The 17,439-nt window shown below is 60.3% G+C and carries 4 protein-coding genes; all 4 read left to right on the top strand.

Going from position 1 to position 17,439, the window contains the following annotated elements; translation table 11 throughout:
* Positions 1–48: 48 nt before the first annotated feature.
* The 4 genes from GNX95_RS20265 to GNX95_RS20280 are packed head-to-tail and all read left to right on the top strand — an operon-like array spanning position 49 to position 17,436.
* Positions 49–3,021: a DEAD/DEAH box helicase gene (locus GNX95_RS20265; protein ID WP_163508971.1), complete on the top strand. Its 2,973-nt coding sequence runs from the start codon at positions 49–51 to the stop codon at positions 3,019–3,021.
* The gene (locus tag GNX95_RS20270) at positions 3,018–8,420 is read left to right on the top strand and encodes a hypothetical protein (RefSeq protein ID WP_163508972.1); all 5,403 of its coding nucleotides are present in this window, start codon (positions 3,018–3,020) and stop codon (positions 8,418–8,420) included. Before GNX95_RS20265 ends, GNX95_RS20270 begins: the two co-directional genes overlap by 4 nt.
* Positions 8,417–15,151, top strand: coding sequence for a DEAD/DEAH box helicase (locus GNX95_RS20275; RefSeq protein ID WP_163508973.1), 6,735 nt, complete (start codon positions 8,417–8,419; stop codon positions 15,149–15,151). The genes GNX95_RS20270 and GNX95_RS20275 overlap by 4 nt, the downstream gene beginning before the upstream one ends.
* Positions 15,148–17,436 carry a UvrD-helicase domain-containing protein gene (locus tag GNX95_RS20280; RefSeq protein ID WP_163508974.1) on the top strand — a complete coding sequence of 763 codons (2,289 nt, stop codon included), beginning with the start codon at positions 15,148–15,150 and terminating at the stop codon, positions 17,434–17,436. Before GNX95_RS20275 ends, GNX95_RS20280 begins: the two co-directional genes overlap by 4 nt.
* The last annotated feature ends 3 nt before the right edge of the window (positions 17,437–17,439 follow it).

A 17,439-nucleotide genomic window follows, 5' to 3' on the forward strand; every position in this document is an offset into this window, starting at 1 on the left:
ACGGAGACTCACATCGAGCGAGACGTTGCCGAGCATAGGGGCGGGGACATGCATGCGGTCGGCGGAGCTCCGCCGTGTGCGCCGGGTGCTCAAGTTCGAATCCGGGACGAGCAGTGGTTCGTCAAGAAGATCAGCCAGGTTCGACCCGGCAGTTGGATGCTCGAAGTTACGGGCGTCTCCGCTTTCGTTCGAGGAATTGACTCCACCTTCTACGACGAGCTCGACGAAATTGAGGTGTTGGATCCGGAGAAGACCCGGCTGGTCGGCGACAACTCACCGAACCACCGCCGTGCCCGTTTGTATCTCGAGGCGATGATCCGCAAGACCGCTCTGCCGCAGACCGAGCACGGGTTGGCACTCGCAGGTAGCTTTCTGATGGACCAACAGACCCACCAGCTACGTCCGGCAGAGCTCGCTCTATCAATGAAGAACCCGCAGCCGCGCATCCTCATCGCAGACGTCGTCGGCCTCGGTAAGACCTTGGAAATAGGCCTGCTGCTCGCCGAGCTCATCCGAAGGGGACGCGGGGAGCGGATTCTGGTCGTCACACCGGCGCACGTACTTGAGCAATTCCAGCGAGAACTGTGGACCCGCTTCGCCATTCCGTTGGTACGGTTGGACTCTACCGGCATTCAGCGTGTCCAACAGGACATTCCCGCCGGCCGCAACCCCTTCGCCTATTTCAAGCGGGCCATCATTTCGGTAGATACGCTCAAGAGTGACGTTTACGCGCACCATCTGGACAGCACCGACTGGGATGCCGTTGTTATCGACGAGTCGCACAACCTGGTCAACCGCGGCACCCGCAACAACGCGCTCGCTCGGCTACTCGCACGACGCACGGATGCGCTGATCCTGGCCTCCGCGACCCCACACAACGGCAACGCCGAATCCTTCGCGGAGCTGGTCAAGCTGCTCGACGAAGCCGCGATAGCTGATCCTTCAAACTATGCTGTAGAAAACCTTGAGCACCTCTATATCCGTCGTACAAAGGCCTCCCCGGAGGTCCGGGACTCCCTCAAGGGCGCGTGGGCAGACCGAGGCCCATCTCTGCCAATTGAAGCCAAAGCGACAGCCAAAGAGCTGGCCGTCTTCGAGGAGCTCGCGTCCAGCTGGATTCCCCGCGACCAGGACGAACGGTCCGTCAGTGGCCATCAACTCTTTCCGTACACGCTCTTCAAGTCCTTCCTCTCTTCTCACAAGGCGATGCAGGAGACGATTGCGACACGCCTTCGCACCATAGATAGGCAGGCGGCCGGCAAGGAGTCGCCCCGTAAAGCCGAGCAAGAGGCTCTGCTGAGCCTGCAGAGCCTGGTAAGCGCCATTGATGACACGGACTCTGCGAAATTGAAGGAACTTCTGGTTTTACTGCGCCAGATCGGAGTCGGACCCAAATCCAGTACCCGAGTGGTGGTATTTTCCGAACGCATTCCGACCCTGAAATGGCTTGCGGAAGTGGTGCCCGCAGAACTGGGGTTCCGCAAAGGCGGCAGCGAGGACAGGAACAAGCCTTGGCTGGCGTACGGCGGTACCGTCCAGGTGATGCATGGTGAAGCCACCTCTGACGATGAGCAGAAGAACATCGTCGAGAAGTTCGGCCTGCGAGATGACCCTGTCCGCGTCCTCTTCACCGGCGATGTCGCGTCCGAGGGTGTGAACCTGCACCAGCAGTGCCATCACCTTGTCCATTACGACCTGCCGTGGTCACTCATCAGGATCGAGCAACGCAACGGTCGTATCGATCGCTACGGGCAACGTGAAGCACCGGAGTTTCGAGCGCTAATCCTCTGTAGCGACGTCGAATGGCGCGATGACGAAACCGGGCAGGCGCGTACGTTGGACGACCGCTTGGTTGGAGCCAAGTTGTTGCGACGCGAGGAGGAAGCCAACCAGATTGAAGGGTCGGTGGAGACCGTCACCGGCCTGTACCGGGCGGCTGAGGAGGAGAACCGGCTGACCAGGGACATACTCGCGGGTCGCACCGTCGAGCAGTCCATCAAGCAGTCACGCCAGGAAGGCGACGGCTTCCTCGCCAACCTGATGGGAACAGTTGGCACGGTGTCCGCGCGAACCGAGGTGGCAACCGCGTCCGTCCCCACCCTCTTCGAGTCGAAGGCCGCCTATTTCGATGAAGCCTTGCGGCAGATTTGTCCCACGAGCCCGGAGAACGATCTTTCCCTCCGCCGCGACGAGAACGGTACGATCGCCTTCGACCCGCCCGCTGACCTGCAGTACCGCCTGAAGGCACTTCCTAAATCGTACTTGGATGAGCAGGGCATTCTGACCAACCGGACGCGTCCTGGTCGGCTTCGAATCACCTTCTCCAAGGATTTGGCGGAGAAGCGCCTCAAGGCCGCGTTGGACTCCTCCAAAACCCAATGGCCGAACGTCAGCTACGTGTCCGACGTTCATCCAGTGCTGGACTGGGTGACTGACAAGGCCTTGGCGTCCCTCCGGTACGACGAGGCATTCGTCTTGGCGTACGCGCCAGATCTGGAACGAGTCGGCGAGCTCGATAGGTCGCTTGCGTCGTACCTCAACTACCCGATCTTTCTTATTCAGGGCAGCTACAGTAACGCGCTTGGCAGACCCACTGTGGTCGAATGGATGGCGGTCCTCGGACTCTCCGACAAACCCTGTGTGGTCGCAATGGATGGACGTTTCCTGGATATCTGCGGGGTAGGACCGAAGATGCCCGGCCGAACGGCAGCGGCACAGGATCTCGAGGAACTGCGGAAGCTCGTGCCACGCGCAATCTACGAGGCGCGGCGGCACCTGCAGAACCGTAGGGGCGAATACGACGAACGCACGAGGCGGATTCTCGAGCCGTATAGCACCCGAGTGCGGAAATGGCATCAGGATGCCCTGATCGCACCAGGCCGTCCGGATACAAAGGCTGTGAACCAGACGGCAAGTCGTCGTCAGGATCTGGTCAACTCACTGGAAACATCGGGAGCACCGATGCTACGTCTGCTGGCCGTTCTCCAGCCTCAGTTCACCGTCGGAGATAGTGTCCAATGACTGCTGACTTCGATTCGTTCACCAACCGCGGTGAGTACATTGCCGCACACTATTTCGCCGACCAGCTTGACACGGATCTGAAGAGGGGCATCTTCGACAAGTGGGCGGTTCGTGAAGGCGACAAGCACGACCCGCGAAGAACTCCTCGACAGCTACTCCGTGACCTGCGGGGCGACTACCTTTCGGGAAAGTTCCGTAGCTATTTTGCCGAATGTGCCGATTTCGACATATCGGAGGACGCTGCGAACAGCCAGAACAGGCTAAGGCTACGGACGTACAACAACCCTGATTGGGTCGGGCGTCTCGGTGAATGGCATGGGAAGGTACTAACCGCTCTCGGCTTCGAAGCTGAGTCGACCGAGCCACTCACACTCTCCGTCCGGCACGCTGGACGGGACAACGCGGTGACTGTCGCTTGGTCCGGCGATGGAATCGTGGCCATCGAATGTGGGTGGGCCGCGGTCACCGACACGACACTGGACGCCGACGGCTCAGGACGGCTGCTCCACCCGCTGAGGATCAGTGCCAGCGAGGCGTACGAGACTGGGCCAGCGCTGGCTACGTGGCTCTTCCAGAGCGAGATTCACGATCTCGGCGACGTGCCGCCGCGCTTCATTCTGCTGCTGTGCGGTGGAGTTATCGTGCTCGCAGACCGCCAGGCGTGGTCCGAGGGCCGCTTCCTGGCGGCGAACCTCGATGCGGCGCTGGAGCGCAACGATCGCCGGCAGCTCGGTGAGCTAGCCAGCATTGCGGCTCTCTTCAGCCGCGAGATGTTGGCTCCCAGCGATGACGGCAAAGGGTCGCCAATCGACGCCATCCTCAAGGCTTCCCGTGACAATGCCGTCGGTGTCTCCGGAGACCTTCGCGACGGGCTCCAGCGTTCGGTGGAGATCATCGCCAACGAGGTGTTAGCTCGGCTCGACGACGCCAAAATCTCGCCGCGGCAGATCGAGGATCCTAAGCTAGCCGTTGAAAAGGAGCTCACGCGGGAATGCCTGCGGTATCTCTATCGCATCCTATTCCTTTTGTATGCAGAAGCGCGGCCGGAGCTAGGTATCCTGCCGGCGGATGACGGCACCTATGAAGCCGGCTATTCGGTCGCTCGGCTGCGGGAACTGGTTGAGCGTGACGAACAGCTTGTCGAAGAGGAAGCCAGGAATGGCTTCCACCTGTTCGCTTCGCTGGAAGTCCTTTTCGACAAGGTCAACAACGGCCACCGTCCCTACGGCACGGAAGCTGATGACGTACGTCTCGAAGATGACGAGGAGACCCGAAAGCTCAAGGAGAAACTTCGCAGCGAGAACCGCGGCCTGCGATTTGAACCGCTCCGGAGCGAGCTCTTCGAGCCCAAGGCCATTCGGCTCATCGGTCGCGAGGTCGTCGACCCCCGGTCCGAGGAGAACGGCAACGTCCGCCACCTAGATCTGCGACTACGCAACTCCGCCCTGCACGAGGTCTTGCGCCTGCTGACCATGAAGAAGGGGGCCAGGTCCGGTGACCGCGGCGGCTTCATCTCTTATCGCAACCTAGGGATCAACCAACTCGGTGCTGTCTATGAAGGCCTAATGTCGTACACCGGCATCATCGCCACAGAAGAGTTGTGCGAGGTGGCCAAAGGCGGCGATCCCGAGAAAGGCTCCTGGCTGATCCCTGCCCACCGGCAGACGGCCTATCCGGAGAACACCGTCGTGATGTACGACGAGGTGGACATGCGTAAGGGTCTACGTGGTCCGAAGCGGTATAAACCCGGCTCATTCGTCTATCGACTGTCCGGCCGCGACAGGGAGACCTCTGCCTCGTACTACACGCCAGAGTCGCTGACCAAGGTCACGGTCGAGCTAGCACTTAAGCATAGGCTCGATCAGGAACACGACAGTGATGGCAATGTCATCAAGACGCGCGCATCGGAGCTTCTCAACTACAAGATCTGCGAGCCAGCCCTCGGTTCGGGTGCCTTCCTCAACGAAGCCATCAACCAAGTCGCCGAGGAGTATCTTCGCCGTCGCGAAGGCGAGCTTGGCACCTCGATTCCGACGGCCGAGGCCTTGACTGAGAAACAGCGAGTCAAGGCGTACATCGCCCTGCACAACGCCTACGGCGTGGACCTGAACGAGACGGGCGTTGAGCTGGCCGAGGTCTCGCTGTGGCTCAACACCATGCACCCCGGGATGCGGGCACCATGGTTCGGTCTGCATTTGCGCCGTGGCAACTCGCTCATCGGTGCTCGCCGAGCGGTTTACGCGGGCAAGGACGTCTTTTCAAAGGCCAAGGCGTGGCAGAAGGCCAGTGACCCTCTTGGGCCGACGCCCCTGCCGTTCCTATCCGACGGCAACGAACAGCTGCTGCCGACGGACGCGGTCCACCAGTTCCTCCTGCCAACACCGGGCTGGGCCGCCGTCGCACGATCGACCGAGGCCAAGAAACTCGCACCTGACGAAACGCGGACGCTTGGGGCGTGGAAGAAGGGCCTTCTCCATCGCCCTACGACGGCCCAATATGCGCGGCTGCGGGCAGCTGCCAAACGGATAGAGTTCCTCTGGTCGCTCGTGGTCAAGCGCATGGAGCTCTCGGAAGCAGCGATCTCCCGCAAGATCGATGTGTGGGGTGCGGACCCGACCGATCCCGAGTACTCATTCCTGCGACAGCCAGATCAGCCTGAGACGAAGGAAAAGGTCTTCGAAGATCTTTTCGACGCCGTGGACACCCCGTACTGGCGGCTGAAGACTGTCATGGACGCGTGGTGCGCCCTGTGGTTCTGGCCAGCTGACAAAGCCCCACTGCTCGACGGCTCCGACACCGTGTATGACAGCTCTCTGATGCCGACGGGAGCGGACAGCCTGAGCGCCCTACTCGACAACGCACCCGTGCTCGACTCCGACGAACTTGGCAACCCACACGAATTCCCTTCGGCCAACGCCACAATCCCGCCGACGCAAGAGTCGCTGTTCGGCTCTGACCTCGACGTCGCGCCGCGCAATAATGAGTCGTCCGTGGGCCGCCCACAGCGCCAAAAGAACCCGCCAAAGTCGAAGCGCCGGCTGCTTCGGCAACACATTCCACTGAAAGACCTCGATGACTGGCTGGACTTCCTAGAGGCAATGGTTGGAACCAGCGAGGTCGACGCGGATCAGCTCATCGAGCACTTCAACAGCCTGGACGCCCTCAAAGACTACGAGGATGCGCTCCCGAAATTCATGGGCATGGACACCATGGATCCAGAGCAACGCTTCCCCTGGCTGCACACGGTCCGCAACATCGCTGCGGAACAGGGCTTCTTGCATTGGGAGCTCGAATTCGCCCTCATCTTCGCTCGCACCGGCGGCTTCGACCTCCAAGTCGGCAACCCGCCCTGGGTCCGACCCCGCTGGAACGAGTCCGAGGTCTTTGCTGAATACGAACCCTGGTTCGAACTACAAGAGAAGGCATCCGTCAGGGAAAAGGAGAGCAGACGTCGCGAACTCCTGCAGAACCCCACGGCGTTTGGGGGCGCACTCCAAGAACTAACAACAACAAGTGCGCACGTCGGATTGTTTGGATCGCCGCAGGTTTACCCTCTTTTAGTTGGAACCCAGCCCGACCTCTATCGGGCATTCATGTGCCAGACTTGGACACACAGTGCGCCTTCAGGAACTGGTGGTCTTCTGCACTCTGATTCGCATTTTTATGGCGATAAGGAGGGTGCGCTGCGAGAAGCTGCGTATCAAAGGCTTCGTATTCATGGAGACTTCGTCAACTCAGGTCAGCGTTTCTTCCCTGAACCTGTTGGTCACGCAACCCATTTCGGAGTGCACATATATGGCGCTTCGAAAGATGTCGGGTTTGACCATCTTTCTTGGTTGGTCTCTGCAGATGCACTGCGATTCTCTGGAAGTCATGATGGCTCAGGCGAGGTGCCGGGCGTTCGATATAGAAATGCAGAGTTTGATGAACGACCGCATCGGACCAGAGTCATCAGGGTTGACGATCGAGTGCTCGGCGTTTGGCAACGGCTATTGGGTGAGAGTGATCAACCTGTCACGCAAGCTCGCCTTCTATTTCCCGTGAGCACGGCTGAAGCCTCTGCAATCGCGGCACTGGCTGACTATCCTTTGCGTCTAGCAAACCATGAGATGCAGATCTCTGCTGGTTATCATGAAAGTGGTTCAAAACGAGTCAATATTATTGACTATAATCGCCGCGACGAATTGACGGGCCGCGAATATCAGCCGAACCATTGGAAAGACGTGATACTTAAAGGTCCACAGCTAAGCGTTGCTACCCCAGTCTTTAAGCGCCATGATGCCAACAGCAACGATACTTATGGCGCTGACTTAGTCAGTCTGTCGGTGAATTTTGTGCCAGACACTGCGTACGTCCGAGTGGCGAGCGAGACCCGTTCATATTTGGCGGCGCAGGATCGGTGGATAAATTTCAAGATTCTCAATCAGCTACGAGTCGACTCTAATGTGGTGGCACGAGCTCGCTCCACCATTGCCGAAGTCGAGCAGATTCCCGAAGAAGATGTCGCCCCGGAGAAGGTGGACGAGGCCCTGGTCTTACGCTCGCGTAGACGGTACACGACATTTACACGCCTTGCGTGGCGTAGGATGATCTCGCCGAACAGTGAGCGGGCTCTGTATGCGGCACTTTTTCCTCCCGGGCCTGCACATATCCACGCAATCCATAGTATGGCCATGCCTGACAACCTGCAGACAGCTATTGTGGCAGGATTCTGGGCGTCGTTACCTCTCGACTATTTCCTCCGGACGACTGGACGTGGCGATCTCCAGGTTAGCGGGGCCAAGGCGATGCCTGCCCCGGGCCTAGTAGATCATCCTCTGGCATCCAGTCTGCTCATTCGCACACTACGTCTGAACTGCCTAACGCAAGCCTACTCTAAGTTGTGGGCCGAATTGTACGACCCGGGGTGGTTGAGATTAGAGGGATGGGTATGCGATTGGCCTGGGCTCGGCGCACTTCAGGATGTAGCCGCGGAGTGGCAGCCTGAAACACCGCTGCGGTCTGAGCGTGCAAGACGGTCGGCGCTCGTAGAGATTGATGCATTGGTGGCCGTATGGGTTGGTATGAGTGCTGACGCCCTCATCGCGGCGTACCGTGGCCGGTTTCCGGTGCTACAGAAGTACGAGGCAGCGACCTGGTTCGACGCTGATGGTTGGAAGATTGCGAGCTACGCACGGACATTCGGTCAACGCCAAACAAAGGCAAGTTGGGTTCAGTTCGAGGCCTATCGCGAGGATCCGGAGAATGTTCCACCGCCAGATGGATACACCGCGCCGTTCTATAAGGCGGATCGGGAGAAGGAGATGCGGGAGGCGCACGCTGTTTTTAAGGCTCGGTTGGATGCGGCGGTAGAGCGTGGCGAGTGGGATCCGGTCAAGCAGGAGGTGTCGAACGCATGAGGCCGACGCTGGAAGCGCAGGGACTCAAGGAAAGCCTCCTGCAATACCTGTCAACCACGTACGCACTGACCGACGAAGGCGCGCGCGAGTCGCTACACCGGTTCCTGGGGGACGAGACCGCTGGCATGTTTCGCGGTCCCTTCCTCCGTATCCGCGCGCCGTTTGTTACCGCCGACGCCAGCTGGCGTGACAGCCTGGACTGGCGGCCAGACAACTGGACCCCGTACGCGCACCAAGCCGCCGCCTTTGCCCGCCTGACTTCGGCACACGACCACACTCCACAACCGACACTCGTCACCACCGGTACGGGATCAGGGAAGACGGAGGCGTTTCTATATCCGGTCCTTGACCACTGCATACGTGAAAAGGCGGCCGGCCGGGACGGAATCAAGGCGGTCATCCTCTATCCCATGAACGCTCTGGCCGCTGACCAGGCACAGCGTCTCAACGATCTACTCGTCGAGCACCAGGAGTTAGCCCGACTCCGCAGCGGTCTCTACATCGGCGAAAAGGCAGCGACGACGTACGAGAAGGTTTACACAAATCGCTCGGACATGTGGCTGTCGCCGCCAGATATCCTGCTCACTAACTACAAGATGCTCGACATGCTGCTTCAGCGCTCATACGACGCTCCATTATGGACCGACGCTGATCTGCGCTATGTCGTTGTCGACGAGTTCCATACATACGACGGTGCGCAAGGTACCGATGTGGCAATGCTGCTTCGACGGCTGGCGGCCGCGGTCGGAGCATCCGAGCCCGGTCGGCCACTCGGCCGAATCTGTCCGGTGGCGACGTCCGCAACACTGGCCTCCGGTAGGAGTCAGGATGATCAGACCAATCTCCTCGAAGTCGCGACCCAGATTTTCGGCACCGAGTTCACCGCTGACGCCGTCATCGGGGAAGACCGGCAATCTGTCGAGGAGTTTATCCCAACCGAAGGGTTCGACCCACTTCTTCCAATGCCGTTGCCCGAACAATTAGCTGCGCTGCCCGATCCATCGAAGAACCCAGATGCAGCCGCCGATCTCGTCGAAGCGGTTACAGGCGAACGTGGCTTGGACCCGTTCGAGCTTGGCAAGAAACTGAAGAAGCACGTTCTTACCTCCGCCGTCCTGCATTCCCTCACAGATGGAGTGCGGACTAACGCGGAGATATTGAATAGAATGTGGCGCGCCAACGCGCAGTCGTGGGTGCAGACGATCACTCGCCAGCCTGACGTGGCGGCCACAGCTTTGGCTCGCTTCGTGGCATTACTTTCAATAGCTCGCGATCCCGCCTCCAAAGCGGAACATCCGCGACCATTCGTTCACGTTGAGGTCCATCAATGGGCGCGGTCGGTGTCTCGACTGGTACGTGGGGTTCAACCCTGGCCCGAAGCCGAGTTCCGATGGGACTCGCCGGGAGCTACCGATCTGCAGAGCTCGATCCACGCCCGTACGACCCCGGTCACCGTGGCGACCTCCGGCCAACCAGCAAACCTGTTCCTCCCGGCGATCTACTGCCGGGAGTGCGGCCGCTCCGGTTGGGCAGTGTTCTCTCCGGAGAGCGACGATCAGGAAGTCGAGTTCGACACGCACAAGACTCGGCTGGCGTCGACTGGTCGTGACAAGGTCCGGGTACGGAACTTGATCGCGGCAACCAACCACGAGGCGCGTGAGGTCTTCACAACGGCGCCAGTCACCGGACGAAGCGATACCGGCGCACTTGGGCAAGGCGCCGGCGGTGCACTGATGGTGCTGGATGGTCTACGCCACAGGCTGCGGCCACCTGATCCGGGCAATGACTACAGCCCGCAAGGCGAGCCGCGGCTAGCTGCCCGAGACTCAACGTTCGTTCTGGTCAACCTCGGCCCGACAGCGAATACGGCAGCGTCGCAGGACTGGTGCCCTGCATGCGGTGAACACAATGCGATCCGCTATCTCGGCACCGGCGCCGCGGCGCTCGCCGCGGCTTGTGTTACTCAGCTCTTTACGGGCGGCGAGCTCGACCCTGAGCTGGGCGAGGAAAAGACGCTGATGTTCAACGACTCCGTGCAAGACGCCGCCCACCGGGCGGGGTTCGTCGCAAGCCGCTCATACACCTTCTCCCTCCGCGCGCTCTTCAAGAAACACCTCTTCGAGGAAGATCAGACCCCACTCAATGACCTAATTGCCGATGTTGTTGCGGCAACAACAGACCCTCAAACGTTACGTGCCGTCGTGCCGACTGATCTTCACGACCTCAGAGGTGTCAGCAAGCTGCTTTCCGGACAGGGTGGTGGCCGCAACCTGCCCACCTGGCGGCTCGTCGGTGAACGGCTCGCTTTCGAAGCCCTGATGGAGTTCGGCTTTCGATCGCGCAATGGCCGCACGCTCGAGTTGACGCGTACCGCGGCCGCGCACGTACGTATCCCCGACGCCGAGCTTGCGATCGAGCTTGTTAAAGCCACACACCTAGAACCGACAAAGGCCGACGTGCCGCTGATCATGCAGGACGACGCTCGGTACCTAGCGTTTCTCCGCGTATTCCTGGAGCGGCTGCGGACGCGCGGTGCGGTCAAGCATCAGTGGCTAGCGAACTACCTACGCGAAGCTGGTACCAGTCGATACCACATCTGGGGCGGCAGGCCCGAGGGCATGCGGGCCTTTCCTCGGGGGATCGCCGCTCCTATTTTCCTCATCAATCAGCCCAAGGCGGGAAGCGAGTTCGATTTTGCGACTGGGAGGCTCTCTTGGTACGAGCGCTGGACCCAACGCTGCCTGGAACTGCCGCGCGAGATGGTTCCTGACTTCTGGAACCGCCTGCTCCCGCAGCTCGCTACCGCGGGGGTGCTGTCGGTTGCCACACCCAATGACAGCTCGGTTCGGATCTACGGCCTACAGCCTGGCAACATCGGCATTCAGCTGTTGACGGATGACGCGGTAAACGTCGCGTTCGTACGTTGCCCGGTCTGTTTTTGGGAACAGACGGTGCACCCAACGCTGCTCGACCAGTGGCATGGCCAGCCTTGCCCCTCATACCGGTGTCGTGCTGGCCGGCTGATCGCCGGCGACCGGCCTGAAGAGCTAGGAGTCCACCACCGGGACCGAGACTACCGCAACGACTACTACCGGCACCTTTACCGGAAAGCCGGCACGTATCAAGTCATCACCGCCGAGCACACCGGCATGCTCAGCCGTGCGGAGCGGGAACGCGTGGAGGCGGCCTTCAGACACGGCACCGGATTCAGGGATCCTAATGTGTTGTCCTGTACGCCGACCCTCGAAATGGGTATCGACATCGGCGATCTGTCTGCCGTGGTACTGGCCGCGCTGCCACGGCGGCCGGCAAATTACGCACAACAGGTCGGACGGGCCGGTCGTCGTACCGGCAACGCCTTCTTGCTAACGATTCCCGACCGCCGGCGCCGAGACCTGTACTTCCTTGAGCAACCTCAAGAGATGATTGCGGGACAAATCATTCCTCCTGGCTGCTATCTGTCTGCGATCGAGATCCTTCGCCGTCAGTATCTTGCACACCTGCTGGACCTGGCCGCTCGTGGACGGCTCATACGCGGCGACGGCATTCCGTTGCGCGCCCTTCCCTCGCACGCACCCGCGCTTTTCGGTCCGTCTGGGTATCTGAGGGACCTCGTCGAGCTGGCCGTTGCCCAAGGAGATAGGCTCGTCGAAGATTTCCTCGGGCTCTTCCCTACTGGAGTGACCGATGAAGCTAAGGCGGACCTACACGCATTTGCCACCCGAGGGCTTCGCGGCAAGGTAGAGGAAGCTGAACGTGCATGGCGCGACGCAGAAGAGGTCCTGCGCACCAGGCTGAAGTTGATCGACGAGGCGCACGATGAGCTCCACGACTCAGATCCAGAGCAACTTCAGCAAAAGAAAGAACTAGATGGCGAGCGCCGAGCAGTCAGCAAGAAACTTACGGGATTAGGATTGACACTTGCCCAGAACGCGATGTGCGATTTAGGACTGCTGCCAAACTATGCGTTGATCGATGCCGTAACGACCTTGAATGCGACACTCTACTGGCCGGAGGTCAACGAGCGAACTGGAAAGAATTGGTACACCTCCGCGCTCCGCTCATACAGCCGACCGCAACGCTTTGCGTTGTCCGAACTCGCGCCTGGCAATACGTTCTACGTGAACGGCTACAAGCATGAGATAGGCGGTTTGGAGATCGGTACGGCTGCTCGTCCGCAATGGCGGAACTGGAGGTTCTGCCAGGACTGCGGCTACGTCCGAACGGAAAATGCAGTCGACGACCGATCACCATGCCCACGCTGCAACAGCACTCGAATCGCCGATGACGGTTCGTGCCTGCACAAGGTTGTCGAACCCTCGATTGTTACCTCACGCGACAAGCGCGAGGACGCTCGGATCGGAGACGACCGGGACGACCGAGATCAACGGCTGTTCAGCGTCATCGATGCGGTCGACATTCCGCTAGAGGCGATCGACCCGGGTACGTCCTGGCGACACGCAACCCAAACATTCGGCGTTGACTATTGCCGTACCACTGTCATTCGACGGGTGAACGTGGGCGAGGCTCGATTCGACCGGCAGGTAGAAGACGATCTCGCCGGCCAGTCCGTTCGGTTGAGCCCGTTCTATGTCTGCACCGGTTGCGGCGCAGCGACGGCGGACGGAAGGCCGGTCTTTGACCACCATCCGGACGCACTGAACTCCTCAGCAGCCAGGAATCCGCAGCTCAAACATCATCTGCCTTGGTGCAGGTTGCGACGAGGAAAGAGCCCAGAGAGTGTTCCTCAGGAACCGGTCCTGCTCGCTCACGAACTGCGTACGGAGGCCCTACGGATCCTGTTGCCGGCCGTTACCGTTCTGGTAGAAGAGAAGGTCCACTCGTTCCGCGCCGCTCTGCGACTTGGCGTTGACAAGCATTTTGGTGGTGACCCACAGCATCTCGACACCACGCTAGCCTCCATGCCGGACGCGGCCAGCGGTGAACGGCGCTATTTCCTCGTCCTCTACGACCGTCTTCCCGGCGGCACCGGCTATCTGCACCGGCTGACCGGAGCGGACGCGATGAAGGCGACGCTGTTAGAGGCGCGTCGGGTCCTCCTGAATTGCCCCTGTCAAGACGAAGGGCGCCGCGCCTGCCATCGCTGTTTGCACCGCTACACCGACGAGCGCTACCAAGACATTGTCTCGCGTCGTGAGGCTCTGGAGATCCTGAACGACCTGCTGGGACCCATCGACGAGCGCGGCAATGTGCTGGACGACACCTGGGTGACTGACAAGGTTCCCACCACCGACCTGATCGGATTGGACGGCCAGGTCGAGTCGGACCTCGAAGCACGCTTCCTTGCGGCTCTGCGGCAATGGGTCACGACTGACGGCACCGCTGCGCTGGACGAGGATGGCAGAGCCAGCGGCTACCTGCGGTTCGCCGACTCTGCCGGCATCGTGAGCTGGAGGTTAACCGCACAACGGAGCCACGGGTACACGCGCACTGACTTCACCTTCGAGCGTACCGACGGCCCAAGGCAGACGGTAACCGTATACGTGGATGGCTACAATTTCCACGCAACCGGCGAGCGGAACCGAGTCGCAACCGATGGCAATAAGCGCAATCAGCTTCGTGCTGACGGAGGAATAATCTTCCAGGTGACCTGGACGGACCTTGACCTTTTCGAGAATCGGAAGACTGACGCTGAACCGGTCTGGCCGCCGTACCGGGGCAACGCCCAGAACCAGGCCAAAGACGTGTACGAACAGCTCGGCGGACGGCGGGCAGACCTGGCCGATGCTGTGTTCGTCAACCCGATCGAAACGCTCTTGGCGTACTTGCGCCAACCCGATGGCGCGATCTGGGCGCGAGGAGCGAAGGCGCTCGTTTCTGGCTTGATGACATCTGCGTCTCCGATTGCACAAGGTGTGAACCGCACTGGCGCGCGTCAGGCGCTACAGGCCGAACTCGCCTCCAATAGAGGCAATTCCCCGGCGAAAGCGCTTGAAGCGAGCAACGGTCCTGTTCATATCATGCGTAGCACTGACCTTCACGGCCTGTCACTCGTGTTCACTCTCGACTCGGCAAATGGTACGTCCGCTGCTGACGTGCGTTGGAGCGCCATCGCCATTCTTGATGACACAGCTGACGCAATGGATGCCGACGACTATCGGCTGCGTTGGCGTTCCTGGCTCTACTGGTCGAACCTGCTGCAGTTCCTCGGCTATGCCGGAGGTGACGGGATCCAGCTGGCCACAAGCAGTGCCGCCGGCTATCCGGTCGAAGTCCTTGCCGTATGCGGTGGCGTCGGCGAGCTCGGATCCTTTGTCGACAAGGTTAAGCCGCGAAGTCCGGCTGGGCCGGCGGGTGGGTCGAAGCGCCGACTATCGGAGGTCGCGAGTATTTCGGCCAGCGCCGAGCCCGTGTTGCGTAGCCTCGTTCGGGACTCCCGTTGGGACAAGGAAATCTTGCCCATCCTTGAAGTGGATGAGCCCGACTCTGAGCTCACTGAGCTCGCGAGGGAACTCGCCGCGCAGGGCAAGCAGGCACCGGTCTTCGGCTACGAGCTCGGCGAACGAGGCTGGCAGGTGGACTTTGGTTGGGAAGTCTTGAAAGTCGCTGTGGTTCCGAAGGTTCACGAGAGTCCGGACGAAGAAGCGCGCAAGCGCGACGAAGCGTACGAAGAAGCAGGGTGGACGGTCCGAACAGCCGCCGACTGGCTGGACGACTTCGACATGCTTCTCCAGCTGCTTCCCGACGCGGAAGGGACTGTATCCCCATGACAGCTCGCCTCAGTCTCTACCAGAAAGCCGAGCAGGAGCTATACAAGCTCGACCGCACCGTGAAGGCCAAGTTCTACGACTTCTGTCACCTCTTTCGCGATAATCCTGACCATCCCGGCCTTGATCTCAAGCCACTCAAAGGCGACAAGCGAGTCTTCAGGGCCAAGGTCGACCAGTCCTACCGTGCCCTGCTCGCTAAGACCGGCATCGATGCGGACGGCCAGGAAAGCTGGCTCGTCATCGCCGTACGTCACCGCAGACACGTCTATGAGGAGCTGTCGGTCGCCATCAACCGGATCACCGGGGAGATCGAGTTCGTGGACCTGGCGGTAGTCGGGGGCAGTATTCTGCAGCGTGCCGGCATCACGCTCACGCCGACCGAGCCTGAGGGCGAGGTTCACACTGAGTCCGTGCCGTCACTGCAGGTATCGACCAAATCCGTCCCGCTCCTGGCTGATGTCACGGCAGCGGATCTACGTGCTCTCGGTGTCAACGACCAGCTCATTGATCTTGCGTTGACGGTTACCGATAGCGATGAGCTCTATCAGCTGGTTGATGGTGCGCCATTGCTTTCCAAAGATGTACTCATCGGGCTCGGCGCGGGCATGAGCATTGCGGAGGTACGAAAAGAAATCACCGCTCCGGTCGAGATCGAGTTCGACAAGGACGACACCGAGAATCTGGCTGCAGCGCTCTCGAGGACCACCGTTACCACCGTGGACAAGGACATAAAGTCCGTCCTCGAAGAGGGAGACTTCCGTGCATGGAAAGTCTTTCTTCATCCGACCCAAGCTAAACTCATCAGTCGTAACTACAACGGTCCAGCCCGCGTGTCCGGCGGTCCAGGCACCGGCAAGACGATTGTGGCCTTGCATCGCGTAAAGCATCTCGCAGAACAGTTGCCACCCGGTCCCGGTATGCCGATTCTGCTGACGACCTTCACCAAAAACCTCACGACAGACCTGCGTGCTCGCCTAGCATCTCTACTCGAGCCAGACCTGTTAGCTCGCGTAGAGATCACGCACATCGACCAGCTCGCTGCGCGCGTACTCAGCGAAAACGCCACCGGCAGCAGCAGGCAGCGTATTTACGACACTGTCGCGCTCGACCACCTGCGTAATCTGCTCGCAGAAACCGGGCCCTCCCGGTGGTCACCCACCTTCCTTCTTGAAGAATGGGACCAGGTCATCCTTGGGCAGTCCTTAAGCAACCGTCGGGGCTACTTCGAGGCCCGGCGCGCCGGCCGTGGACGTTCACTTACCCGTCCTGAACGGCACCAGATCTGGACATTGCTGGAACAGTTCACCGCACGTCTGGAGAAGGACGGTCTTGAAACCTGGGGTCAAGCTGCCGAGCGCGCCGCCCGGTTGGAAATGGAACGGGCAAGAAAGATTGAGGAACGACGGACGCATTCGGCGGCGGGTGACAGGCGAAGCGTTGACGACGACAGTTCCAGTGTCCAGTATGCCGACTACCGATACCGGCACGTTGTTGTAGATGAGGCGCAAGACCTGCGCGCCGCGCACTGGAAGATGCTGCGGGCAATGGTTCCGCAAACCTCGAGTGATCTGTTCATAGCCGGCGACACGCATCAACGTATCTACGATCACCAAGTCACCCTAAGTACGGTCGGGATTAGTATCCGCGGCCGATCGTCACGGCTGACTCTTAGCTATCGCACGACCCGGGAGATCCTTGCCCGTGTCGTAGGTATCGTTGCTCCCGAGCAAATATCGTACGATAATCTCGACGACGGAACGGACACCCTTGACGGTTACCGCTCCGTTCTTCATGGCTCCGCCCCTGAATTCGTTGGCTTCGACTCGCTGGACGATGAGCTTGCTGAGCTGGCCGGCGCTCTGCGGCGTTGGCGTGAGGAGATCTCCAACGCAAGCGATGGCACCCGGCTGGATCCTCGCGGCACGATGGCCGTTTGTGTGCCGGACCGGGATACAGCCGCGAAGGTCGTACATTACCTTTCCGCGAAGGCCGGTATCACTTGCGCCGAGCTTACGAAAGACGGCCCTAAAGGCGATGGTGAGGTTCATGTCGGGACCATGCACCGGTTCAAGGGCCTGGAGTACCAAAAACTTGCCATCGTCGCTGCGAGGGATGGCCTCATCCCTCGCGCCGGGCTCATTGAGTCCTACCGGAAGGAGGATCCTCAACGTTACGCCCGCGAGGAGCGTAAGGCCCGCTCCCTGCTGTTCGTCGCGGCCACCCGCGCTCGTGACACTCTTCGTATCAGCTGGCATGGTAAACCCAGCCCGTACCTACCGGTGTGATCC

This window comes from Fodinicola acaciae (assembly GCF_010993745.1).
Lineage (GTDB): Bacteria > Actinomycetota > Actinomycetes > Mycobacteriales > HKI-0501 > Fodinicola > Fodinicola acaciae.